This window comes from Bradyrhizobium sp. (assembly GCF_035652035.1).
In the GTDB taxonomy this organism is placed as follows: Bacteria; Pseudomonadota; Alphaproteobacteria; order Rhizobiales; family Xanthobacteraceae; genus Bradyrhizobium.
The window spans coordinates 208,501-233,029 of record NZ_DASREO010000022.1 but is presented as its reverse complement, the minus strand read 5'-3'; the positions used below and the strand labels follow the sequence as shown (position 1 = coordinate 233,029).

Genomic DNA, 24,529 nt, shown 5'->3' with positions numbered 1-24,529 from the left:
AAGCTTCGTGATATCGTACGCCTGACAAGCGTGGGGGATTGGCGATGGTGTCGACGGAGAACGGAGAAATTTCAGCGGAAGCTATTGAGCGGAAGCTCAGATCAGAAGCGATCCTTCGGGCCGAAGGCGTACCTTTCATTTCCCATTTGCCCGTTATCGAGACGGCGGCTGAGGCGCTTAAGCGATCCAAGGAAGAGGTCGCGCTGCGCACGCTTTGTGTCGTTTTGGTTGCTGCAAAGGGCTCAGGACTCGAGGAAGAAATAGTAGAACGGGTTCTGAAATCATTGGAACTCCGGCCACATCTCTCGCCTAAAGAACTCGCCTTCGTGCTCGACAGTTCCCCCTCGCGGCAAGACCGGGTTCGATTCTCCTGGAGGCACGAAGCCGCCTGGGCCCTGCTTTGGGCATTGGGCTTCGTGGGCCAGCTGGGCAAGCCAGCTCAGATGTGCGACGCGGACTTCATCGGAAGCACGGTGTCCGGAAGGACAAGGTCACAGTTCATCAACGACGCCGAACTTCGTCCGATCGCCGACATTCTTGATCAGGCCGATCTGATTTACAGGTATCACTGGGCCGTTGTAGACGCACGGATCAACGGACGACAAATACCCGCAGCTCTCCACCCTGGCGTGACAGAAGAACGACACTACGCCTTGAACTGGCTTATCGGATACCTGGAGCAGGCGTGGGATGATGTCACGACCGACACCTGACAACTTCATTTAGCGAAGATCCTGCTGGCGCCGCGCCGTGCCCCCGCGCACGCGGGGATCCAGCTCGCCATCACGACGTTCATTCCGTCATTGCGAGGAGCCCCCGACAAAATTGCAGAGCAATTTTGCGCAGGAGCGACGAAGCAATCCAGAATCCTTGCGCGACTGGATTGCTTCGCTAACGCTCGCAATGACGGCAGCAGCACATATCGGTGGCCATGGGTCCCTGCTTCCGCAGGGACGACGAGAGAGCCCGTGGCTTTCGCTACATCGTAGCCCCAAGCACCCAGGGCGCGAATTCGGCGCCGCCGAAATCAAAACTCTCGCTCTTGGTCGGCTGGCCCGAGGCGGTCTTGAGCATGAGATCAAAGATGCGCTCGCCGCATTGCTGCACGGTCTCATCGCCGTCGAGGATGGTGCCGCAATTGACGTCCATGTCGTCTTCCATGCGCCTGTACATCGGCGTGTTGGTGGCGAGCTTGATCGAGGGTGCCGGCTTGCAGCCGAACACGCTGCCGCGCCCGGTGGTGAAGCAGACGAGATTGGCGCCGCCCGCGACCTGCCCCGTGGCCGCGACCGGGTCGTAGCCGGGCGTATCCATGAACACAAAACCCTTCTTGGTGACGGGCTCGGCATAGTTGAGAACGTCGACGAGATTGGTGCTGCCGGCCTTCGCCATCGCGCCCAGGGATTTTTCCAGGATGGTGGTGAGGCCGCCGGCCTTGTTGCCGGGGCTCGGATTGGCGTTCATCTCGGCGCCTTCGCGCGCGGTGTAATCCTCCCACCAGCGCATCAACCCGACGAGCTTTTCGCCGACCTCGCGGCTGACCGCGCGCCGCGTCAGAAGATGCTCGGCGCCATAGGTCTCCGGCGTCTCCGACAGAATGACGGTGCCGCCGTGGCGCACCAGGAGATCGCTTGCGGCGCCGAGCGCCGGATTGGCCGACACGCCCGAATAGCCGTCCGAGCCGCCGCATTGCAGCGCCACCGTGAGTTCGCTCGCCGGGACCGCCTCGCGCTTGACCTTGTTGGCGTCAGTGAGCGCCTCGCGCACGAAGGCAACGCCGGCCTCGACCGTCTTGCGCGTGCCACCGGTCTGCTGAATCTCCAGCTCGCGCAGCCGCCCGGCGAGTTTCTGTTCCTGCATCAGCCCGCCGATCTGGTTGACCTCGCAGCCGAGGCCCAGCACGACGACGGCGGAAAAATTGACGTGCCGCGCATAGCCGCCTAGCGTGCGGCGGAGAAGCGCGAGCGGCTCGTCCTGCGTCATGCCGCAACCGGTCTTGTGGGTCAGCGCAACGACGCCGTCGACATTGGGAAAATCGGCGAGCGGATTGTCGCCCGTGAACGGATTCTTCCGGAACACGTCTGCAACGAGACCCGCGACATGCGCGCTGCAATTCACCGAGGTGAGGATGCCGATGTAATTGCGGGTCGCGACCCGGCCGTCGGGCCGGCGGATGCCGTCGAACGTCGCCGGCAGATCGAAGTTCGGCACAGGTTTTACGTCGACGCCGAACGCATAGTCCTTGGCGAAATCGCCCATGCCGCAATTCTGGGTGTGGACGTGCTGGCCCGGCGCAATCGGCTGCGTCGCAAAGCCGATGATCTGGCCGTAACGGCGAACCGGCTCGCCGACCGCGATCGGTTTGATCGCGACCTTGTGGCCGGCCGGAATGCGCTCGACCGTGGTCACGCCCTCGGCGACCACCAAACGCGGTGGCAGGCTCGAGCGCGCGATCAGCACGCCATCATCGGGATGCAGACGAATGACGGGTGCCGGGGTCATGGGTGTCTCCTTCAAACCGGTATCGCAACAATCACGAACCTCATCCTGAGGAGCAGGCGCAAGCCTGCGTCTCCAAGGATGGCCGCGGAAACCGCGGGTGCCTCATGCTTCGAGACGGCTCTTCGAGCCTCCTCAGCATGAGGAACGCGCTCACGCCTTGCCGCCCGAATCCTTGCGGGTCTGCGCAACCTGCATCCGCGCATAGGTCGCCATCAGGCCCACTTCGTTGAACAGCGTCACCAACTGGAAGCCCATGTTGATGGCGCGCAGCGCGCCGTCGGCGCCCGAGCAATGGATGCCCGGATGCAGTCCGCGCTTGCCGCACTCCTTCACGATTTTCTCATAAATGTTGAGAATCTCGGGCTCCTCGCGATCGAGCTTCGGCACGAGGCCATAGGAGAAACCGAGATCGGACGGCCCGATGTAGACGCCATCGATGCCTTCGACATCGAGGATCGCCTCCATGTTGCCGATCGCGGTCCTGGTCTCCATCATCGGCAGCAGGACAATGTCGTCGTTCGCCGTCTTCTGATAGCTGCCGGCCGTGCCGTAGAGACCGGCGCGGATCGGGCCGTTGGACCGTGTGCCCATCGGCGGGTACTTGCTGTAGGAAACGAGGTTCTTGGCCTCTTCCGGCGTGTTGATCATCGGACAGATCACGCCATAGGCGCCGCCATCGAGCACCTTGCCGATGATGCCGGGCTCGTTCCACGGCACGCGAACCATCGGCGTCACCGGATGGCCGTGCATGGCCTGGAAACACTGGATCATCGACAGATAGTCCTGCACGCCGTGCTGCATGTCGACGGTGACGCTGTCGAAGCCGCATTGCGCAATCACCTCGGCCGAGAAGCCGGAGGGAATCGCAAGCCAGGAGTTCAAAACCACCTTGCCCGACGCCCAGATTTCCTTGACCTTGTTTGCCATCATTCTGTCCCTGAGTTTTGTCCCTGCTTTGCAAATCTGTTCCGGCCTCGCGAACGGAGGCGGCTAAAGACCAACTTGATACCCGCTTGTAGCGTCGAACCAGGCCCTTGGCTCGCCAAAATCGCGCATTACTGGGTTGCTTACTGGGTCGCCCTTTGAATGCTTGCCTCGCTGACGCCGACCTCGCGGGCGGTGTTGACGATGGCAGCCCAGGTGTCGTCCGGCAGCGGAATGCCGTTCTTGGTCCGCTCGGCGCGCGTCTTGCGCTCGACATCGCCCGGGATCATGACCGGCTCGCCGCCCGCAATCGGCTTGGTGCCGCGGATAAAGTCGACATAACGCGAGACCTCGCCATCGAAGAAATGGGCGGGGTCGACGACTTTGGGATCGATGTAGAACGCGAGCATGCCATTGGCGAAGCGCCGGTTGGGTGCGGTCGCGCCTGTTCCGGTCAGAGCGCCGCCGAGCAGCTCGCACATGAATGCAAGCCCCGACCCCTTGTGTTCGCCGAAGGCGCGGATCGCCCCTGTCCCCTTGGTGTGGTCGCGCGGACCATCAGGCGTGTACGGCCCGTAGAGCACGTGCGGGTCTTCGCTCAACGTGCCGTCGCCATCGATCAGCACGCCCTTCGGCAATTTCTTGCCGCCGCGGCTTGCAACGAGGCATTTGCCTTCCGCTACGATCGAGGTGGCGAAGTCGAGCACGATTGGATCCGCACCCTCGCGCGGCACGCCGACGCAATAGGGCGCGGTCGACAGCCGCTTCTCGACCCCGCCGAACGGCGCCACCAGCAGCGAGCCGGCCGCATTGACGAAATGCACGGAAACAAGACCTTCGGCCGCCGCCATTTCAGCCCAGTCGCCGACCCGGCCGATATGCCCGGCGTTGCGCAATGCGACAGCGGCAAGCCCCACCCTCTTGCACTTCTCGATGCCGACCTTCACCGCAACCGGCGCGACGGTCTGGCCGTAACCGAACCTGCCGTCCACGACAGCAAGCGACGGCGTGTCGACGACGACTTCGGCGGTCTGGTTCGGCACGACGTTGCCGGTTTTCTTCCAGCGCATGTAGACCGGCACGCGGATCACGCCGTGGCTGTCGTGGCCGGTGAGGTTCGCGGTCGTCAGATACGTCGCGATACGCCGCGCCTCTTCCGAAGAGGATTCAGCGTGACCGAAAATGTCGGCAACAAAATCGATGAGATGGGAAACCTTGATCGTGACCATTTCTTCGTCGCTCTTCTTTTTATGCGTGTCGTGGCGCTCAAGCGCTCACCTTGGCATGTCCGCCGAGATAGGCGGCGCGGATCGCTTCATTGCCCCAGAGTTCGTCGGGCTTGCCGCCGAGCACGATCCGCCCCGTCTCCAGAACGTAGCCGTGATCTGCGACCGACAATCCCATGCGCGCGTTCTGCTCGACAAGCAAGACCGTGGTGGTGCGGCGGATCTCGGCGATGATGCGGAACACCGCCTGCACGATGACGGGCGCAAGGCCCAGCGACGGTTCGTCGAGCAGGAGCAGCCGCGGCTTGGCCATGAGCCCGCGCGCAACCGCGACCATCTGCAACTGGCCGCCGGACAGGGTCCAGCCGAGCGCGTTGGCGAAGATGCGAATATCCGGAAACAGGTCGAACATGGCGTCGGCTTCACGCGACAGCTCGGCCTTGCCGGCGCGACGGTTCGATCCGCCGAGCATGATGTTTTCCTTGACGGTGAGCCCGGGAAAGACCCGCCGTCCCTCCGGCACATGCGAGATGCCGAGCCGCACGATCGCCTCCGGCCCGAGCCCTGCGATCGGCTTGTCGTCGAACAGGATCTCGCCCGACGCCGGCTTGATCAATCCGGAAATCGCCCGCAGCGTGGTCGACTTGCCGGCGCCGTTGGCGCCCAGCAACGTGACGACCTGACCTGCATCGACCGCGAGCGAAACGCCGCGCAAGGCTTCGATCTCGCCATAGCGCACCACCAGATCGTTGATTTGCAGCAGCGCCATTATTCGGTTCCAAGATAGGCGGAGACGACATCGGGATGGCGCAGCACCGAAAGCGACTCGCCGTCGGCAATGCGCTTGCCGAAATTGAGCACGGTGATGTGTTGCGCGGCTTCACTGACCAGCGTCATGTCGTGATCGATGATCAGGATGGTGAGACCCTGCGCTGCGATGCGCTTGAGCAGTGCGTGCAGTTCGAGCTTCTCGCTGGAATTCAGTCCTGCCGCCGGCTCATCGAGCAGCAGCAGCGTCGGATTGGCAGCGAGCGCGCGTGCGATCTCGATCAGGCGCTGATGACCATACGAGAAGCTTGAAATCAGTTCGTTGGCGCGCGAACCAAGCCCGACGAAGGTCAAGGCTGACATTGCGCGTGCGGTAAGCGCTGCATCGTCGCCCTTGCCCGTCAATGTATTGCCCGGCCGCTCCGCGCCGATCACGACGTTCTCCAGCGCCGTCATCGTGCGGAACAGGCGGATATTCTGGAAAGTCCGTCCAAGACCGGCAGCCGCACGCTGATGCGGCGGCATGTCTGACATGTCGGTGCCGTCGAGCACGACCGTCCCGCTGGTCGCCTTGTAGATACCGGAGAGGACGTTCAGCGTGGTCGTCTTGCCGGAGCCGTTCGGGCCGATCAGCGCATGCACCCCGCCGCGCCTGACGTCGATGTCGACGTTGTCGACGGCCTTGAGGCCGCCGAAATGCTTGGAGAGGCCGCGTACGGACAGCACGATGTCGCCGCCTTTGGCCGCCGGCGCGAGTTGCAGAGCCGGCCCCGCCGCAAGCGCCCTCGCCTTCAGCCACCAGCGCTCGGTTGCGAGTTTGACAAAACCCCAGATACCATCGGGCATGTAGCGGATGATCAGGATCACCGACAGGCCGTAGATCGCGAGATAAAGTCCGGGAACGCTCTTGAGGAAACGCAGCCACTCCGGGATCAGGATCAACAAGCCGGTGCCGATTGCCGACCCGATCGGCGAGGCCACGCCACCGAGCAGGGACATCGTCAGGAACACCACGGATTCGGCGAACGAGAATTGATCCGGGCTGACATAGGCAAAGCCGCCCGCGAACAGACCGCCAGCCAAACCGCCCAGCACCGCGCAGAGCGCGAAAGCGATAACCTTCGTGCGGAACACGTCGACGCCGACGACGCCGGCGGCGAGCTCATTGTCGCGCACCGCGCGCATCGCCCGACCAAGCCTTGTGTCGGCGAGATGCCAGACCACGTAGCCGACCAGCGCCAGCATCGCGACGCAGAAGGCAAGATACGACTGCGAGGATTGAAAAAGTTCGGGCCGTCCGATGCGCGACACGCCATCAGGACCGTGCGTGAGCCAGATCGAGTTGATCATGACGAGCGTCACGATCTGCTGGAACGAGATCGTCACCATGGCGAGGTAATGCCCACCGAGCCGTAGCGTCGACATGCCGAGAAAGGCGCCCGCCAAAAGCGCGATCACGCAACCGCCGGCGAGGCAAAGCCAATAGCTGAGATAATAGTCCGAGGTGCCGAGCCCGACGGCATAGGCGCCGAGGCCAAAAAACGCCGCCTGCGCCAGGTTGATCTGGCCGCACAGCCCCAACACGACCGACAGACCAAAGACGGCGATCGCGAACGTCGTCGCCTCCATCAGGATGTTGTGGATGTAACCGTCGAACTGAACCGTGGCGGCGAGCGCCACAAGAACGGCGCTGCCCGCGAAATACGGCAGGTGCCGCAGCAACAGCGGTTTCCCACGCGGCGCCATCGCAGGTACGGCCAGGTTCTCGCTCGGCGCGCTCATGCCTTCTCCGCGACGCGTTCGCCGAAGATGCCCTGCGGGCGGAACACCAGGAAAGCGACCAGCACCAGAAAGGCAAAGCCGTCCTTGTAAGGAACGGAGATATAAGCCGCGCCGAATGTCTCGATGATGCCGAGCGCCAGTCCACCGATGATCGCGCCGGCGACGTCGCCGAACCCGCCGATGATGGTCGCCGCAAAGGCCTTGAGCGCGATGGTCGATCCCATCTGGATCGACACGAACAGGATCGGCGCCACCAGGATGCCGGCCAGTCCGCCGAGCACGGCCGAATAGATGAAGGTGATCATGATCATGGCGGACACGGAAATGCCGAGCAGCGAGGCCATCTCCTTGTCCTGCGAGGTCGCCTGCAATTTCTTGCCCAGCATGGTGTGCTCGAAGAACCAGTAATTGAAGATGACGAGCACGATCGTCACCGCGATGATCAAGAGGTATTGGCTGTCGAGATAGACCGGGCCGAGCTGAATGCCAGGCGTTTCGAACCAGCCTTCCAACACCTGCGGCTGCGGCCCGTAGATCGCGAGCACCGAATTGGCGAGCAGGATCGAGGCGCCGATGGTTGCGATAATGACAGGCAGAAAGCTGCGGTGACGCAGCGGATAATAGACGCCGAGGTTGAAGATTACCCCGAGCAGCGCCATCCCTGCGAGCGCCAGCAGGAACGACAGCCAGTACGGCCAGCCGAGATCGACCGCAAACACCACCATCAGATAGGCGGCGACCATCGAGAACTCGCCTTGCGCGAAGTTCACCACATTGGTGGCGCGGAAGATCAGCACGAAGCCGAGCGCGACCAGCGCATAGACGGCGCCGATGCCGATGCCGGTGAAGAGCAGTTGCAGTACGAGATCCATGAAGGTGCCGGGCTAATGCTGGGAGCGAACGTCAAAAACGGCCTCGCCCGTCGCGGGCGAGACCGCAATCCGCGCGATCAGTCCTCGAACTCGATGTGTTTGTCGAAGACGATGTTCCCCTTGTCGTTCCGCACGACATTGTAGCCATGCAGGCCGTCGCCGTTCTGGTCGAAATTATATTCGCCCTCGGCGCCCGGGAATTTCTTCAAGCCGAGAATGGCCTCGCGGATCTTGCCGGGATCCGTCCCGCCTGCCTTGTTGATCGCGGCCGACAGAACCGTCACGGCATCATAGGTCCAGGCGCTCTGCAGATCCGGCGCGGTCTTGTAGGCCTCGCGGTAGGAGTTGCCGAAGTTCTTCGACGCCTCGCTTGATTGCTCGGCATAATCGGCAACGCCATAGGTGCCGTAGAGCGCGGGCCCGGCGAGCTTGATCGATGACACAGCAACCGTCGACGGCGATCCCACCCAGGGAATGTTGACGCCGAGCTGGCGCAATTGACGGGAGAAGATGCCGAGGTCGTTTTCAAATGTGAAATAGGTACCGAGCACATCCGCACCCGACTGCTTCACCGCGAGCACCACTGGCGTGAAATCCTGGCTCTGGTTGGCATAGCCCTGATCGAGGACTGCCGGCGTGCCCATTTTTTCCAGCGCAGCCGACAGCGCCTTGCCGCCGGCCGTGCCGAACGCGTCGGTCGAATGCACGATCGCCCACTTCTTCTTGCCGAGCGTGTTGACGCCGAAATCGGCGATCACGCGGCCGGAATAGCTGTCATTGGGGCGGAAACGAAACAGCCAGGGATTATTCATGTGCGTGAGGTTCGGGTCGGTGCCACCGATCATCACGGGCTTGCCGAGCTTGAGCACGTCGGGCGCCATCGCGTGGACCTGGGTCGAACGGACTGACCCCAGAAATCCGACGATGTCGGACTGCGCCGCGAGCTTCGAGAATGCCAGCACGATGCCGGGATTGGTGGTCTGATCGTCTTCGATCACGAGCTCCACCTGCTTGCCGAGCACACCACCGGCCTTGTTGACGGCCGCGAGCGCGAGCTTGGCGCCGTTCTGCGCCCAAAGCCCCTGCTCCGCCGCAGGCCCCGTGACCGGAACGCACATCCCGATCTTGATCGTGGAGGCGCCTTGCGCGCTCGCGCGGGTCACGACATAGGGCGCCGCAATACCGGCTGCCAAACCCGCGGCAAACTCACGTCTCGTCAGACTCATTCAATCCTCCCTGGAGCCGTGCTTTTTGCCGGCTCTTAATTCGCCTACTTACGAACTCTTCAACCGCGAGTAAATTGATATTGCAGCGATTTGGGCTCCAGCTCCATCAATGAGCCATGCGATTTGCGATCTTGCCTCTTGCGATATTGGCGATGCTTAAATTCGCGGCAGCCCTGCAGCTATCTTTCACTTTCCGAAGGCCCGCCATCCGTCGCCTCCAGCGTCGCCAGCTTGTTTTCCAGGACGGCCAACATATCCTGAAGTTCGGCAAGCTTTTGGGCGCCATAGCGCTGCGTGATCGCCGCGTAGACGGCTTCCGACGTCGGCGCCACCAGCTCGATGAGCTTCAATCCCTTCTGCGAAATCGAGACGACGCCACGGCGCAGATCATCCTTGGCCGTGCGGCGGTCGATCAGCTGACGCGCCTCGAGGTCGCGCAAGATCCGCGACAGGCTCGGCCCAAGCAGGAAGGCAACGCGCGCCAGCTCGGTTACCTCAATTGCTTCGACGGCCGACAGCGCGCGCAAAATTCGCCACTGCTGCTCGGTCAATCCATGACGGCGCAGCGATGGCCGGAACTGTTTCATCACCGCCTCCCGCGCGCGGAGCAGCGCCATCGGCAGCGACCTGGAAAAGTCCCGCATCGGAATTCGACGCTCAAGGGCATGCGCGGCGCGGCTGCCGGCCGATTTTCTCAATGTCATGGTCGTGTCCGTTCGCGCAAGGATGGGATCGATGCGCAACATCCGCTGCGCCGCACAAATCCCAATTCGGTTTGCGAGACGTAACTTAACATGTTAATCATTTTTCCGACACCGGGATTTTCGCGTTCCTTGATCGGGGACGACAAATCGCTGCCGATGATGGCGTCTCAACGTGGAGCAGCCCGCCATGCCGCATTTCACGCTTCAATACTCTGCAAATCTTGAGGGGCATGTCGACATCGCCAAAGCGGTGGAAATCGTTCGCAAGGCCGCGGTGGAGACCGGTATCTTTCCGCTCGGCGGCATCCGCGTGCGCGCGGTGCGCTGCGAACATTATGCCATCGGCGACGGCAATCCTGATTTTGCCTTTCTCGACATGGTGCTGCGGCTTGGCGAGGGCCGCGATCTTTCGACCCGCAAGGCGGCCGGCGAACATATCTTTCGCGCATTGTCGGCCCATCTCGATCCGGCTTTTGCGACATGTAAATTCGCCTTGTCATTCGACATGCAGATCAACGACAAGGACACCAGCTGGAAGCGCAACAACATTCATGAGGCTTTGAAATCGGAGGGCGTCCATGGATAAAGCGACGCCAAAAGCCGACCAGTTCCAGGTCAACATCGAGCGTGCCGCTCCCTTGCTCGCGAAACTCAAGGCGGAAGGCATCGCGCACATGATCGGTGGCGAGAGCGTACCGTCGATTTCCGGCGCGAGCTTCGAGACTCGCTCACCGATCGACAATACGGTGCTCGCTCATGTTGCGCGTGGCAACACTGAAGACATCGACCGCGCCGCAACTGCGGCCAGCCACGCTTTCAGTGCCTGGCGCAACGTCGATGCCGCGATGCGCCGCAAGCTTCTGCACCGTGTCGCGGATGCCATCGAGGATCATGCCGACGATATCGCCGTGCTCGAATGCATCGATACCGGGCAGGCCTACCGCTTCATGGCCAAGGCCGCGGTCCGCGCAGCCGAAAACTTCCGTTTCTTCGCCGACAAGTGCGCGGATGCCCGCGACGGCCTCAACATGCCGAGCGGAGAGCATTGGAATATCTCGACGCGCGTGCCGATAGGCCCGGTTGGCGTGATCACGCCGTGGAACACGCCGTTCATGCTTTCGACCTGGAAAATTGCGCCGGCACTGGCGGCCGGCTGCACCGTCGTCCACAAGCCCGCCGAATGGTCTCCGGTCACCGCCGACTTGCTTGCGAAACTTGTCAAACAGGCCGGTATTCCCGACGGCGTCCTCAATACGGTCCAGGGTCTGGGCGAAGAGGCCGGCAAGGCTCTCACTGAACATCCGGCGATCAAGGCGATCGGCTTTGTGGGCGAAAGCGCGACGGGATCTGCGATCATGGCTCAGGGTGCGCCGACCCTGAAGCGCGTTCATTTCGAGCTTGGCGGCAAGAATCCGGTGATCGTATTCGACGACGCAGAACTGGATCGCGCGCTCGATGCCGTGGTGTTCATGATTTACTCGCTCAACGGCGAGCGCTGCACCTCCTCCAGCCGGCTCCTAGTCCAGGAGAGCATTGCCGACACATTCGTTGAAAAACTCGCTGCACGCGTGAAGGCTTTGAAAATAGGACATCCGCTCGATCCGGCCACCGAAATTGGGCCGCTGATCCATGAGCGGCACCTGGCAAAGGTGTGCAGTTATTTCGACGTGGCGCGAACAGACGGCGCTGACATCACGGTGGGCGGCGCGGCGCATGCAGGTCCTGGCGGTGGGCACTACGTTCAGCCGACCCTCGTCACTGCAGCCCGACGCGACATGCGCGTGGCGCAGGAAGAGGTGTTCGGGCCGTTCCTGACCGTGATCCCGTTCCGCGACGAACAAGACGCTGTCGCCATCGCCAACGACGTGAAATACGGGCTTACCGGTTATGTCTGGACATCAGACATGGGCCGCGCGCTACGTGTTGCGGACGCGCTGGAAGCGGGCATGATCTGGCTCAATTCGGAAAACGTCCGTCATTTACCGACACCGTTCGGCGGGATGAAGGCTTCCGGTATCGGCCGCGACGGCGGTGACTACTCCTTCGATTTCTACATGGAAACAAAGCATGTCTCGCTCGCGCGCGGCACACACAAGATCCAGCGATTGGGGATTTAACGCCGATGCCCGTTCCACAACACGTGTTCGATCCGCCTTTCAACATCGTCAGGAGCAGCCATGTCGTCCTCGACGTGGTGGACCTGACCAAGGCTTGCGCGTTCTACGAAAACGCCGTCGGCCTGCATGTCGAGGATCGCGGCAACACGGCGATTTATCTGCGCGGCAGCGAAGAGCATCAGCATCACTCACTGGTGCTGCGCAAGGCGCGAGAGGCCGCCTGCCACCGGCTGGGGTTCAAGGTCGGCAACGAAGACGATCTCGACAAGGCCGCCGCGTTCTTTTCACAGCATGGCATCGCTCACACGTTTTCCGACCAGCCGTTCCAGGGCCGCACGTTGCAGTTTTCCGATCCCTTCGGCTTTCGGATCGAACTCTATGCGGCCATGGAAAAGCGCCCTCATCTCTTGCGTCGCTACGATCTCTACAAGGGCTGCCATCCGCAGCGGCTCGATCACTTCAATGTTTTTGCCGCCGAGGTGCAGGATACGGTCGACTTCTACGCGCGGCTCGGCTTTCGGCTGACCGAGTATGCCGAGGAAGACGGACCCAACGGGCGCATCGCGGCGGCCTGGTTGCACCGCAAAGGCAATGTTCACGATTTCGCTATCACCAACGGCAGAGGTCCTCGCCTTCATCATTTTGCCTATTGGGTGCCGACTGCCATGAACATCTTGCATCTTTGTGATGTGATGGCCTCGAGCGGGTACCTTAAGAATATCGAGCGCGGCCCCGGCAGGCATGGTATTTCGAATGCGTTCTTCCTTTACGTCCGCGATCCCGATGGTCACCGCCTTGAGCTCTACACCAGCGATTACTTCACCGGCGATCACGACCATGCACCGATGCGCTGGTCGTTGAACGATCCGCGTCGGCAGACGCTGTGGGGCGCACCCGCCCCGCGCTCGTGGTTCGAGCAGGGATCGCCGTTCCCCGAACAGGCCGTGCGCGAACCGCAATTCGTGGCTGACGTCACAGTTGCCGATTAATGGAGACCCTATGAAGATGTCCCTGATTGTCGCTGCGGCCTCGCTGCTCGGCCTGACGCCCGCGGTGGCACCCATGGACGGCGCGCACGCCGACGAGTTGAGGGTTTTGGCGGGCGGCTCATTGCGCAGCATTTTGACCGAGCTCGCGCCGCAGTTCGAGAAGGCTTCCGGCCACAAGCTTGCCATCCATTTCGACACCACGCCCAATCTGATCAAGGCCGCGACGACGGGCGAGCCCTTCGACGTCGGTATCGTTCCGATCGACGTCTTCTATGATCAGGCGGCAAAGACCCACTTCACACCGCCGGTCGAGTTTGCACGCGTCGGCTATGGCGTCGCGGTAAAAGCCGGCGCACCAAAGCCGGATATCTCTACGCCGCAGGCTTTCAAGAAAACGCTGCTTGAAGCAAAATCCATTACGTTCCTGCCGGCGAGCGCGGCTGGCTCCTATATCCTGAGATTGTTCGAAAGGCTCGGCATCGAAGACGAGATGCGGGCCAAGACCATCGCGCAGGACCAGCCGACCGGCATTATCCCGGCCGTCGTCAATGGCGAGGCGGAACTGGCCGTGTTTGTGAACAACGTCCTGACTGCTCCGGGCGTCGACATCGTCGGCCCCTTCCCCGCCAAATACCAGCAGGAGCTGGTTTTCCCGGCGGCGCTGGCCGTCGATACCAAACAAAAGGAAGCCGCCAAGGCGTTCATCGACTTCATCATGTCGCCGGCAGCCACCGTCGTCGTCAAAGCCAAGGGCATGACCCCCGGTCGCAGCTGAGGACCGCTCATCGGTTTCAAGACATTCATGATCCCCTCCCGCATCGCCACTTTCGCCGTCAATGGCGCCACCAAATACGGCGCCGTAACCGATCGCGGGGTCGTCGATCTCTCTGCGCGATGGGCCAAGGATTTTCCGACCTTGCGCGAGGTGATCGCAGCCGGCGCCCTGAACAGGCTCGCCGAGGATGCGGCGCGTCATCCAGCCGATCACGCGATCGAAGCCGTCACCTGGCTGCCGCCAATTCCTTCGCCGGAAAAAATCATCTGTATTGGCGTCAACTATCCCGACCGCAACGCCGAATATAAAGACGGCTCGGACGCGCCGAAATATCCGAGCATGTTCCTGCGTAACCCGCGCTCGTTCGTCGGCCACGAAACGCCGCTGGTGCGGCCGAAAGCCTCCGCGCAGCTCGACTATGAAGGCGAGCTCGTGCTCGTCATCGGCAAGGCCGGCCGGCATATCACCGAGCGTGATGCGCTTGGCCACGTCGCTGGCGTCACGCTGTGCAACGAGGGCACCATCCGCGACTGGGTGCGCCACGCCAAGTTCAACGTCACGCAAGGCAAGAATTTCGATTCCACCGGCAGCCTCGGCCCCTGGCTCGTTCCCTATCTGAGCGAGTCCCAGATCGCCGATGTCAGGCTGACCACCAAAGTGAATGGCGAGACACGGCAGGATGACCGCACCTCGCGGCTGATCTTCGGCTTCCGCTATCTGATCAATTATATCTCGACCTTCACGACGCTGGTGCCCGGCGACGTCATCGTCACGGGCACACCGACCGGCGCCGGCGCGCGTTTCGATCCGCCGCGCTATTTGAAACCCGGCGATGTCATCGAAGTTGAAGCCGATGATATCGGCGTGTTGCGCAACGGCGTGATCGACGAAGTCACGTAGCTTTTTGATTGGATCATTCAATGCCCCAAATTTCCGGCGGCGAAGCCATTGTCAGCGGTCTGGTCGCGCACGGCGTCGACACAGTGTTCGGCCTGCCCGGCGCGCAGATCTATGGCCTGTTCGACGCCTTCCATCAGGCACAGCTCAAGGTGATTGGCGCGCGGCATGAACAGGCCTGCGGCTACATGGCTTTTGGCTATGCGCGCGCCAGCGGCAGGCCTGGCGTGTTCAGCGTGGTTCCCGGCCCCGGCGTGCTCAATGCCAGCGCGGCGCTCTTGACGGCCTTTGGCGGCAACGAGCCGGTACTCTGCCTGACCGGACAGGTGCCGACAGCTTTTCTCGGCAAGGGACGCGGGCACCTGCACGAAATGCCGGACCAGCTCGCAACCTTGCGCAGTTTCGTGAAATGGGCCGAGCGCATCGAATATCCCGCCAACGCGCCTGCCCTGGTCGCTCGCGCATTCCAGGAGATGATGTCGGGACGCCGCGGCCCGGCCTCGCTGGAAATGCCTTGGGACGTGTTCACGCAGAAGGCGGAAACAGGCGCCGCCGAAGTTTACGATCGCTTTCCGGTGCCGCAGCCCGACCCCGACCGGATCAAGGCCGCGGCGAGTTTGATCGCGGCCAGCAAGACGCCGATGATCTTCGTCGGCTCAGGCGCAATCGAGGCCGGCGATGAGATTCTGGAGCTGGCTGAGTTGATCGACGCGCCTGTTGTCGCCTTCCGCAGCGGGCGCGGCATCGTCTCCAACGCACACGAACTCGGACTGACCATGGCGGCCGCCTATGGGCTGTGGCCGCAAACCGACCTCATGATCGGCATTGGCACGCGGCTGGAATTGCCGACGATGACGCGCTGGCCGTTCCGCCCCGACGGATTGAAGTCCATCCGTATCGATATCGATCCGATCGAGATTCGGCGATACCCGCCGACGGCCGCAGTTGTGGCCGACGCCAAGGCCGGCACATCGGAGCTCTTGGCCGCCGTCAGGAAGACCGGCTACTCCAAAACCCAAGGCCGACGTGCGGCAATCCGCGAGGCTTCGGCCGTGGCGTTGGAAGAGATTCAGAAGATCCAGCCGCAGATGGCGTACCTCAACATCCTGCGCGAGGTCTTGCCGTCGAACGCGATCGTCACCGACGAGCTGTCGCAGGTCGGCTTTGCGTCCTGGTATGGCTTTCCCATCTACGAGCCACGGACGTTTATCACTTCAGGCTATCAGGGCACGCTCGGCTCCGGCTTTCCGACCGCGCTCGGCGCCAAGGTCGCCCATCCCGACCGGCCGGTGGTCGCGATCACCGGCGACGGCGGCTTCATGTTCGGCGTGCAGGAATTGTCGACCGCCGTGCAGTTCAAGATCGGCGTCGTGGTCCTCGTGTTCAACAACAATTCTTACGGCAACGTGCGGCGCGACCAGCGCGAGCGCTTTGACGGACGTCTCGTCGCCTCCGACCTGGTCAATCCGGATTTCGTCAAGCTCGCGGACTCTTTTGGCGTCGGCGCGGCTCGCGTTACCTCGCCGGATCATTTCAAGCCGGCGCTGGAAAAGGCGCTGAAGGACGGCGGTCCCTATCTGATCGATATCGAAGTGCCCCGCGATTCCGAAGTCAGCCCCTGGGCCTTCATCCATCCGGCCAAGCCTTAGCTGAAATATCCACTTAGCGGAAATATCCACGACCGGGGCTCCCTCCGCGGCCTGCGGCTGCGAAGCCGTCATTTGATTGTCGTGTGCGGCTGCTAACCGGATTTACCGAACAAAACGGTCTTCTGTTTGCAAATGCCGATCACCTTCGCCACCAGGGCGGGGGCATGGCGGCTATTGGGAATCCAACGATGCTGCAATTGCGCGATGTTGCGATGACCTATCCCAACGGCATGCGGGCTGTATTGCCGACGAGTATCGACGTGCCGAAGGGGCAATTCCTCGTCCTGCTGGGTCCGTCCGGCGCCGGCAAGTCGACCCTGCTTCGATGCATGAACGCTCTGGTGAGGCCGACGCAAGGCGATGTTATCGTCGACGGCCTGGGCTCGATCTTTGGGGATAGCCGCACTCTCCGTGAACACCGGAAGCGAACGGGCATGATCTTCCAGCAGCATCATCTGATTGGCCGCCTGACGGCCCTGCAAAATGTCCTGCTCGGCCGCATCAGCGCACATGGCGTCCTGAGAACGCTGCTTCCCTTGCCACGCACAGACCGCCTGCTCGCGCTGCAAGCGCTCGACCGGGTCGGCCTGATCGATCGCGCCCTTGATCGCGCGGACGAGCTCTCCGGTGGACAGCAGCAACGCATCGGAATCGCCAGAGCCATGGCACAGCGCCCGCAGATCGTTCTGGCGGACGAGCCAATTGCAAGCCTCGATCCGGCAACCGGCGAGAAAGTGCTCGCCGATCTTCATCGTATTTGCCGCGAGGACGGCATCACCGCAATTGTCAGCCTGCATCAGGTTGAACTGGCCAGGCGCTTCGCCGATCGCGTGATCGGACTGACGAGCGGCCGCGTCGTGTTCGAAGGGCCGGCTTCGCAGCTCGGCCAGAACGTTCTCGATCAGATTTACCTCACCGCATCGTCCCGAATGGCCGCAGCTTAAGTCACGGCACATCAGAACAGGAAAAGTCATGGAACGCAGAAGCTTTCTGTTTGCTTGCACGATCGGCAGCCTTGGCTTCGTCCTCGGCAAGGCCGAAGCGGAGCAGGCGTCAAACCCCGCCAATTTGCGTGTGGCGCTCCTCCCCGACGAAAACGCATCCACGATCATCCAGAACGCGGCGCCCTTGAAGGCCTATCTGGAGCAGACGCTGGCGAAGAGCATCGAGCTCGTCGTCACCACCGACTATTCCTCGATGATTGAGGCGATGCGGTTCGGCCGCATCGAAGTCGCGTATTTTGGTCCGCTCTCCTACGTGCTGGCGAAATCAAAGGCTCCGGACATCGAGGCTTTCGCCGTTGGCATTTCGAAGGGCTCTCCCACCTACAAGAGCGTCATCATCGCGCGGGCGGACGGCCCCGTGAAGACGCTGGCCGACATCAAGGGAAAGATGGTCGGATTTGGCGACTTCGCCTCGACCTCCAGCCATCTGATCCCGCGTGCGCTGCTCGCCCGCCACGGCCTCGTCGGCGATACCGATTACAAATATGTTCTTCTTGGCGCACATGATGCGGTGGCGCGCGCCGTCCAGTCCGGTCAGGTTCAGGCGGGCGGCCTCAGCCAGGAGATCTTCAAATCGCTCGTTGCCAAGGGCTCGATCGACGGAAGCAAGATCACCGTTCTGGCGGAAAGCGATCCGATCCCGAACTATCCCGTCACCATGCAAGGATACCTTTCGCCGGACCTCAAGGCCTCCATCAAGAAGGCCTTCCTCGACCTCAACGACAAGGACATCCTGAAGACGTTCCGCGCGGAAGGCTTCGTGGCGACGGACGACCATGCCTACGACATTCTGCGCGAAACGGCGAAGCTGCTCGATCTCGATCTGGCAAAGCTCAAGGGATGAGTGGTGTTCCTTCAGCGTATGAAGCGCTCCTCGCCCGTGACGGCGCGGCGCGATTGAGACGCGGCGCTGCGGTACTGATGATTATCGTTCTGATCGTCATCGCGATGGCGCTGACCGGCCTACTCGACCCGAGACGCTTCGCGGATGCGTGGCCCGCGGTCAAGCAGCTCTCCAGTGAAATGTTTCCGCCCGACTTCAGGCGTTTCGACGCCTGGATCAGGCCGCTGGCAGATACGCTCGCGATGTCGGTCGCAGGAACTGCGCTCGCGGTCGCGATTTCGCTGCCGCTTGCTTTGTTTGCCGCGCGCAACACCACGCCAAATCAAATCGTCTACCGCGCCTCACGTGCGCTGTTGAATTTGCTGAGGTCGATTCCCGAACTGATCATGGGAATCATCTTCGTTGCGATGGTCGGCTTCGGAGCGTTACCCGGCGTCCTCGCCGTCGGCATCCACTCTGTCGGAATGATCGGAAAATTCTTTGCCGAAAGCATCGAACATGTCGATCCAAAGCCGATCGAGGCCGCCCGGGCAGCGGGCGCCTCGCCGCTCCAGGTCGTATTCCACGCGATCTTGCCGCAAGTGTTGCCGCAACTGGCGGACACGACGATCTATCGCTGGGAATACAATTTCCGTGCGTCTACCGTGCTCGGCGCGGTCGGCGCCGGCGGCATCGGCTTCGAGTTGATCGCGGCGCTCCGCGTCCTCGAATACGCCCAGGTCTCCGCCATTCTGATTTGCATCCTGGTCTGCGTGACCATGGTCGACGGGATCGGAGATCTCATGCGAAATCACCTCAAATAAGTAGACCACGACATGGCCCCAAAACCGAAGGTCCTTGCCACCAACCCCGTTTTCCCCGAGACGCAGGCGCTTCTCGAGGCGCATGCGACTGTCGAGATCAACCGATCGCTTGACCCGTGGAGTTATCAGGAAGTGCGGCAACGGTGCCGGGACGCCGCGGGCCTGCTTGTGTTCATGAATGACAGCATCGATGCGAATTTTTTCGCTGCCTGTCCCGATCTTCGAGTCATTGGAGCGGCGCTGAAGGGTTTCGATAACATCGATGTTCAGGCCGCAACGGATGCAGGCGTATGGGTCACGATCGTGCCCGATCTTCTGACGATCCCGACAGCGGAACTCGCGATCGGGTTGATGCTGTCTCTCGGACGAAACATCGTCACTGGCGATCGAAACATCAAGGCGAACGGATATAGCGGCTGGCGCGCCGAGCTTTACGGCGCAGGCCTTGCGAGCGCGACAGTCGGAATCGTCGGATTTGGCCTTGTCGGACGTGCGATCGCCGAAAGGCTCGCCGGATTTCAGTGCCGCCTGCTGGCGTACGATCAGTCGGTATCCGTCGCGCTTGCAGCGTCATGGCCCAGCGTCACCATGACGAGCCTTGAGGACGTGATGGCCCGGTCCGACTATGTCGTGCTGGCGTTGCCTTTGACGGACGACACCCGGCACCTGATCAATTCCAGAACCATCGCAGCCATGAAGCGAGGCGCCAGGCTGGTCAATCCTGCACGCGGATCGCTGGTCGACGAGAGCGCGGTGGCGGATGCCATCGGACGCGGGCACCTTGCAGGTTATGCCGCTGACGCGTTCGAGTGCGAGGATTGGGCGCTCGAGCACAGGCCGTCCGGTATCGATCGGCGGCTGACAGATTTGTCGGCGCCGACCGTATTCACGCCCCATATCGGATCAGCCGTCACCGACGTGAGACGTGAAATCGAACTGTCGGCAGCGCGGAGCATACTCGACGCTCTTGCCGGGCGCGTTCCGTCCGGCGCAGTCAACGATCCCGGCAAGCAGTTGGCTCATGCTCAACCTGCTGCACGCTAGGACATTCCTCGCCGTTCTCAGCGAGCGCGGGTTCCGAGCCGCAGCGCGGGACCTGAAGCTGTCGCCTTCGACCGTCGTCGAACATATCAGGCAGCTTGAGGAAGACCTGGCCGCACCACTGCTCGTGCGTCGTCACGGTGTCGTCGAACCGACCTCTCAAGGCGCAGCCTTTGTGCCGCTCGCACGGGCCATGCTGGAAACAGCCGAACGAAGTCGCGCCATGATTGCGCGGCCGTCCCTGCATGTCGCGGCATCGAGCAACATCGGCATCTACCTGCTGCAATCGATGCTCAGGGCTTTCCAGGCCGGCGACCCGCTTGCAGTCGATCTTTGGGTCGGTCCCAACCATGATGTCGCCGAGCGTCTGACAAACGGCAGCGCTGACGTGGCATTGATGGAATGGTGGAGCGATCGTCCGGGTTTTACCCAGTACAGCTGGCGCCGGGAGCCGCTCGTCGTCATCGTCGCGCCTGACCATCCCTGGGCAAGGCGCGGCGCGATCGAGGCAAGCGAGCTTGCCAGTCAAGCACTGCTCGGGGGCGAACCGGGCACCGGCACGAACACAGTTCTGAGGAAGCAGTTCGGGCACTTTGCAGACCAACTGACCGCCGTCAGAGGGCTCGGAAGCACGGAGGCCGTCAAACGGGCCGTCCGTGCCGGTCGAGGCATCTCGCTCGTGATCGAGGCCGCAGTCACGGACGAGGTCCGGGCAGGACAGCTCGTCGTCTTGCCGCTGAGCGGCATCGAACTTGCGAAAGACTTGAAGGTCATTTCACCAAGCGGGTTACCGGAAGCGGCGCCCGCGTCGCGCTTCATTGCCCATGTTCTGAAAGAGAGCCGTCAGCCGTTGACACGCCGTGACGGGCAAGCCCCTGATATCATCGTATCTTGCGAAACGTCAGATTGAGACGCTGCGGTCCCATCACGGGGTGATCGCCTTCGGCGAGCGGCGCGACGCCGTGATAGAACAGCCGAGACGGTCCGCCCCACACCGCGACATCGCCATGCTCGAGGCGAAAGCGCCGCGGCTTGTCGCTCCGCTTCAAGCCGCCGAACATGAAAATCGCAGGCAGACCGAGCGATACCGAGACAATCGGCGCGCCGAAGTCGAGTTCATCCTTGTCCTGATGCAATGACATTTTCGCGCCGGGCACATAGCGATTGATCAAGCAGACCTCTGGCGCGAAACCGGAGAAGCCGGCGGCCTCGGCAGCACGATCGGCAAGCTCGCGAAGGACCGGCGGCATTGCCGGCCACGGCTTGCCGGTTTCGGGATCGACGGGATCGTAACGATAGCCGCTGCGATCGGTGACCCAGCCCGCGCTACCGCAATTGGTCATTGAGACCGACATCTGGTGACCGCCGGGCGTGAACATCCGGCGAAATGGCGCGGCGGCCACGATCTCGCGCAACGTGGCAATCAGGTCCGCTTCGGACTCACCGATGAAGCCGCGCAACAGCACGGCGCCTTCGGCCATCTGCTCGCGCGACGCCCGAACCTTGGGAAGACAAGCAAACAAATCCGCCGTCAACGCGACCCATCCTCACAACAATTCGTCACACCGATCGCTACTTGGCGTCATGGAAGATCACGCCGACCGTATGACGTCGGCCGGAGCGAAGCCGGCTGACGCCGTGGCGCATATTGACACGATAGGCGCCACGCGTCCCCTGCACCGGGCGGACATGCACAGCAAACGCGACGCCGTCGCCTTGCCGAAGCGGAACGACTTCGGCCCGTGATTGCATGCGCGGGCGTTGTTCGGTCAGCACGAACTCGCCGCCTTCGAAGTCGCGCTGAGGCTCCGACAGCAGGATCGCGACCTGCAATGGAAACACGTGCTCGCCGTAGAGATCCTGATGCAGGCAATTGAAGTCGCCTTCCTCGTATTGCAACAGCAGCGGCGTCGGCCGCGGCTGGCCGGCATCATGACATCGCTTCAGGAATGCCGCGTGGTCTTCGGGGTAACGGATATCGATCCCCATGGTCTCGTTCCAGCGATTGGCGATCGGCTGAAGGCCCGCATAAAGCAGCGGCCGCAATTCCGCGATCGGCTGCGGCAGCGGATAGGAAAAATACTTGTATTCGCCGCGGCCAAAGCCGTGGCGGCCCATCACGACCCGACTGCGAAAAATCCTGTCTTCAGGATAGAGCGCCGCCAGCGCGCGGCATTCGTCCGGCGTGAGCAATCCCTTCAGAACGGCGCAACCCTGTGCGTCGAGATCGTTTGTCGCTTGCGTCCAATCGATCGCGGCCACGCGAGCGGCGATATCGGATTCAAGCTGGGGACGTCTATTTTGCGTTGCTGTTTTCATGCGGGCACCTTCCCAAAACAGGATGCCCGCAGCCACCCGATTTCTGGCTACCCCAACACCGGCAGCTCAAGCACATCATAGGCGTGGCGGATGGTGCGTTTCAGGGCTGGATCTTCCAGTTCATATTCGAACCGGCTGGCGGGGCGGATGCCGCCCTTGGCGGCAAATGTGCCGCCGAACATGGCGCATCCGTCGGGTAGTTTTCCGTCGGAAAAGCCGCGCACGAGCAACTCTGACACCGGCAGCATCGCGTCCAGTGTTCCCTCCTGGTAGAGTTCCCGTTTTCCCCCGATCCAGGCGTAGGAACGCAGGATCAGCTGGTCCCAGTGATCGATGACGTCCTCGAGTTCCCAGAGTGTCGCGGCCATCGGCTTGTCGCACATCTGCTTGGACACGGTGACGCTGTAACTCTCGACCCTGCGGTCGGTGTGATCGGAGCCGAGGCCGACGAACGTGCGGCCCTCCCAGCCGATCAGCACGAACTCGACCTCGCCGCTTGAATTGCCGCCGCAGACCTCGATGCTGTCTTCCTGGGTCAGCCGCCGCGCCGAGCACCGATAGTAGATCGGCGTCGTCGCCGGCCGGGCAATGCCGATCGCTTCGAGCTCCGCGATGTGCTTGTCGCGCGCCACCGGATCGCGCCCGGTCCACCCGGCGATCACGGCCTGGTCGATCGCGAGCGTTAGCGGCGTGGTGCCGCCATCCCTGGTTTGAATGGTGAAGGTCAGGTCAAACATGGATTGCAGCCTCCACGCCAGCGCCCAGTGCGAAGATGCGGCGGTCCGAACCGCCCACCGCGCTCAGCATGAACCCGACCGGCGCCTCGCCCGCTTGATGACAGGGCACCGAAATGGAACAGCCATCCATCATATTGATCAGCGTGCAGTTGCGCAGGGAAAGCAGATTGGCCTTCGCGAAGGCGCGGTCGTCGACAAGATCCAGGATCCGCGGCGGTGTGATCGCAGAAGTCGGCATCACCACCGCGTCATAGGGGGCGAGCCGCACGGTCGCGCGCGCGATCAACGACTTTCGCGCTTGCAGAATGTCGATGTAGTCGGCCGCCGTGATGGCTTCGCCGCGGGCGATGCGCGACGAGACGCGTGGATCGTAGATATCGCCATGGTTCTCGATCAGGTAGCGGTGCCAGGCATAGCTCTCTGCCGCGGCGAAGCCGCCCTTGCTGTTCATGACACCGACATCGAGAAATTCAGGCACTTCGATGTGTTCGATCGATGCGCCCTGGCGCGACAACTTGTCGAGCGTTCGCTCAAAGCTCTTTGCCACGTGATCGTCGAGATCGTCGAGGGCAATCGTCGTCGGCACCGCGAGCCGCATTCCCTTGACGGGACGCGGGTTGAGCGGCCGGACCGGCTCATCGGCGAGGATGGAATCGAGCACGGCGCAGCACTCGACGGTGCGCGCCAGCGGCCCAAAGCTGTCGAGTGTGAAAGAGAGAGGCACGCCGCCATCGCGCGGGATGCGCTGCTGCGTCGGCTTGTAGCCGACGATACCGTTATAGGCCGCCGGAATGCGGCACGATCCGCCGGTATCCGAGCCAAGCGCGCCGTAGGCCATGCCATCGGCGACCGACACGGCCGCTCCCGACGACGATCCACCGGGCACATGGCCGACTTCGCGTCGCCAGACGCTCTTCGGCGTGCCGTAATGCGGATTGATGCCGATGCCCGAATAGGCGAACTCGGTCATGTTGGTGCGCCCGATCAAGATAAATCCGGCGCGACGCAGGCGCGACACGACCGGCGCATCGGCCTCGGCCGGCGGTGAATCGTCGAGCGCGCGCGAGCCGGCCCGCGTCACCTGACCCTTGATGTCGAACAGATCCTTGATCGAGATCGGAATGCCGGCAAACGGCGACGGCGCGGCGCGCACTTCGCGAAGCCGGTCCATCGCTTTCGCAGCCTCGATCGCGGCCTCGACATCGACATGCACAAAGGCGCGAGCCCCCTCGCCTGACTTGTCGGCGATCTTGTCGAGGCATTCGTCGACGAGTTTCCGTGCATTGGTGCGGCCGCTTTCGAGATCGGCTGCGAGCGAGGTCAGTGTCGGCGTGTTCGGCATGGTCATCA

24 protein-coding genes are annotated in these 24,529 nt (G+C 62.3%); 12 read left to right on the top strand and 12 right to left on the bottom strand.

The window, feature by feature from the left end:
• Positions 1–44 precede the first annotated feature (44 nt).
• Positions 45–713, top strand: a complete 669-nt coding sequence (locus VFB05_RS09025) for a DUF4272 domain-containing protein (RefSeq protein WP_325011208.1) — start codon at positions 45–47, stop codon at positions 711–713.
• A 265-nt stretch (positions 714–978) separates the two neighbouring features.
• Here the strand turns inward: VFB05_RS09025 and VFB05_RS09020 are convergent, their stop codons facing one another.
• From VFB05_RS09020 to hpaR, 8 genes are all read right to left on the bottom strand, one after another.
• Positions 979–2,502 carry an altronate dehydratase family protein gene (locus tag VFB05_RS09020; protein WP_325011206.1) on the bottom strand — a complete coding sequence of 508 codons (1,524 nt, stop codon included), beginning with the start codon at positions 2,500–2,502 and terminating at the stop codon, positions 979–981.
• A gap of 150 nt (positions 2,503–2,652) precedes the next feature.
• On the bottom strand, positions 2,653–3,429 hold the full coding sequence (locus tag VFB05_RS09015) for an HpcH/HpaI aldolase family protein (protein WP_325011204.1): 777 nt from the start codon (positions 3,427–3,429) through the stop codon (positions 2,653–2,655).
• A 140-nt stretch (positions 3,430–3,569) separates the two neighbouring features.
• Complete coding sequence (locus VFB05_RS09010) at positions 3,570–4,655, bottom strand: malate/lactate/ureidoglycolate dehydrogenase (protein ID WP_325011202.1); 1,086 nt, start codon at positions 4,653–4,655, stop codon at positions 3,570–3,572.
• 37 nt (positions 4,656–4,692) lie between these two features.
• Positions 4,693–5,421, bottom strand: coding sequence for an ABC transporter ATP-binding protein (locus VFB05_RS09005; protein ID WP_325011201.1), 729 nt, complete (start codon positions 5,419–5,421; stop codon positions 4,693–4,695).
• Positions 5,421–7,202 (bottom strand): branched-chain amino acid ABC transporter ATP-binding protein/permease, encoded by a 1,782-nt coding sequence (locus tag VFB05_RS09000; RefSeq protein WP_325011199.1) that lies wholly within the window; start codon positions 7,200–7,202, stop codon positions 5,421–5,423. The genes VFB05_RS09005 and VFB05_RS09000 overlap by 1 nt, the downstream gene beginning before the upstream one ends.
• Complete coding sequence (locus VFB05_RS08995; protein ID WP_325011197.1) at positions 7,199–8,074, bottom strand: branched-chain amino acid ABC transporter permease; 876 nt, start codon at positions 8,072–8,074, stop codon at positions 7,199–7,201. The genes VFB05_RS09000 and VFB05_RS08995 overlap by 4 nt, the downstream gene beginning before the upstream one ends.
• Positions 8,075–8,151: 77 nt before the next feature.
• On the bottom strand, positions 8,152–9,300 hold the full coding sequence (locus tag VFB05_RS08990; protein WP_325011194.1) for an ABC transporter substrate-binding protein: 1,149 nt from the start codon (positions 9,298–9,300) through the stop codon (positions 8,152–8,154).
• A 179-nt stretch (positions 9,301–9,479) separates the two neighbouring features.
• Positions 9,480–10,004: a homoprotocatechuate degradation operon regulator HpaR gene (gene hpaR / locus VFB05_RS08985; protein ID WP_325011192.1), complete on the bottom strand. Its 525-nt coding sequence runs from the start codon at positions 10,002–10,004 to the stop codon at positions 9,480–9,482.
• A 187-nt stretch (positions 10,005–10,191) separates the two neighbouring features.
• On the opposite strand from hpaR, the gene VFB05_RS08980 reads away from it, so the two are divergent.
• From VFB05_RS08980 to VFB05_RS08930, 11 genes are all read left to right on the top strand, one after another.
• Positions 10,192–10,590, top strand: coding sequence for a 5-carboxymethyl-2-hydroxymuconate Delta-isomerase (locus tag VFB05_RS08980; protein ID WP_325011190.1), 399 nt, complete (start codon positions 10,192–10,194; stop codon positions 10,588–10,590).
• On the top strand, positions 10,583–12,121 hold the full coding sequence (gene hpaE, locus VFB05_RS08975) for a 5-carboxymethyl-2-hydroxymuconate semialdehyde dehydrogenase (RefSeq protein WP_325011189.1): 1,539 nt from the start codon (positions 10,583–10,585) through the stop codon (positions 12,119–12,121). The genes VFB05_RS08980 and hpaE overlap by 8 nt, the downstream gene beginning before the upstream one ends.
• A gap of 5 nt (positions 12,122–12,126) precedes the next feature.
• Complete coding sequence (gene hpaD, locus VFB05_RS08970) at positions 12,127–13,110, top strand: 3,4-dihydroxyphenylacetate 2,3-dioxygenase (RefSeq protein WP_325011186.1); 984 nt, start codon at positions 12,127–12,129, stop codon at positions 13,108–13,110.
• 10 nt (positions 13,111–13,120) lie between these two features.
• Complete coding sequence (locus VFB05_RS08965; RefSeq protein ID WP_325011184.1) at positions 13,121–13,885, top strand: substrate-binding domain-containing protein; 765 nt, start codon at positions 13,121–13,123, stop codon at positions 13,883–13,885.
• 27 nt (positions 13,886–13,912) lie between these two features.
• Complete coding sequence (locus VFB05_RS08960; protein WP_325011182.1) at positions 13,913–14,785, top strand: fumarylacetoacetate hydrolase family protein; 873 nt, start codon at positions 13,913–13,915, stop codon at positions 14,783–14,785.
• Positions 14,786–14,805: 20 nt separating this feature from the next.
• Positions 14,806–16,431, top strand: coding sequence for a thiamine pyrophosphate-dependent enzyme (locus VFB05_RS08955; RefSeq protein ID WP_325011180.1), 1,626 nt, complete (start codon positions 14,806–14,808; stop codon positions 16,429–16,431).
• A 164-nt stretch (positions 16,432–16,595) separates the two neighbouring features.
• On the top strand, positions 16,596–17,375 hold the full coding sequence (phnC, locus tag VFB05_RS08950) for a phosphonate ABC transporter ATP-binding protein (RefSeq protein ID WP_325011178.1): 780 nt from the start codon (positions 16,596–16,598) through the stop codon (positions 17,373–17,375).
• A gap of 28 nt (positions 17,376–17,403) precedes the next feature.
• The gene (gene phnD, locus VFB05_RS08945; RefSeq protein ID WP_325011176.1) at positions 17,404–18,279 is read left to right on the top strand and encodes a phosphate/phosphite/phosphonate ABC transporter substrate-binding protein; all 876 of its coding nucleotides are present in this window, start codon (positions 17,404–17,406) and stop codon (positions 18,277–18,279) included.
• Positions 18,276–19,082, top strand: a complete 807-nt coding sequence (phnE, locus tag VFB05_RS08940) for a phosphonate ABC transporter, permease protein PhnE (RefSeq protein WP_325011174.1) — start codon at positions 18,276–18,278, stop codon at positions 19,080–19,082. Before phnD ends, phnE begins: the two co-directional genes overlap by 4 nt.
• A gap of 12 nt (positions 19,083–19,094) precedes the next feature.
• Positions 19,095–20,126: a phosphonate dehydrogenase gene (locus VFB05_RS08935; RefSeq protein WP_325011172.1), complete on the top strand. Its 1,032-nt coding sequence runs from the start codon at positions 19,095–19,097 to the stop codon at positions 20,124–20,126.
• Positions 20,050–21,033: a LysR family transcriptional regulator gene (locus tag VFB05_RS08930; protein WP_325011170.1), complete on the top strand. Its 984-nt coding sequence runs from the start codon at positions 20,050–20,052 to the stop codon at positions 21,031–21,033. The genes VFB05_RS08935 and VFB05_RS08930 overlap by 77 nt, the downstream gene beginning before the upstream one ends.
• On the opposite strand, the gene alkB is transcribed toward VFB05_RS08930, so the two are convergent.
• Genes alkB through VFB05_RS08910 form a run of 4 tightly spaced genes read right to left on the bottom strand, consistent with a single transcriptional unit; the run spans position 21,005 to position 24,527 of the window.
• A complete protein-coding gene (alkB, locus tag VFB05_RS08925; RefSeq protein ID WP_325011168.1) occupies positions 21,005–21,658 on the bottom strand; it encodes a DNA oxidative demethylase AlkB in 654 nt (217 codons plus the stop codon). The genes VFB05_RS08930 and alkB overlap by 29 nt on opposite strands.
• 37 nt (positions 21,659–21,695) lie before the next feature.
• On the bottom strand, positions 21,696–22,442 hold the full coding sequence (locus VFB05_RS08920; protein WP_325011166.1) for a 2OG-Fe(II) oxygenase: 747 nt from the start codon (positions 22,440–22,442) through the stop codon (positions 21,696–21,698).
• A 47-nt stretch (positions 22,443–22,489) separates the two neighbouring features.
• Positions 22,490–23,179 carry a DUF2848 domain-containing protein gene (locus VFB05_RS08915; RefSeq protein WP_325011164.1) on the bottom strand — a complete coding sequence of 230 codons (690 nt, stop codon included), beginning with the start codon at positions 23,177–23,179 and terminating at the stop codon, positions 22,490–22,492.
• A complete protein-coding gene (locus VFB05_RS08910; RefSeq protein ID WP_325011162.1) occupies positions 23,172–24,527 on the bottom strand; it encodes an amidase in 1,356 nt (451 codons plus the stop codon). Before VFB05_RS08910 ends, VFB05_RS08915 begins: the two co-directional genes overlap by 8 nt.
• Positions 24,528–24,529: the final 2 nt, after the last annotated feature.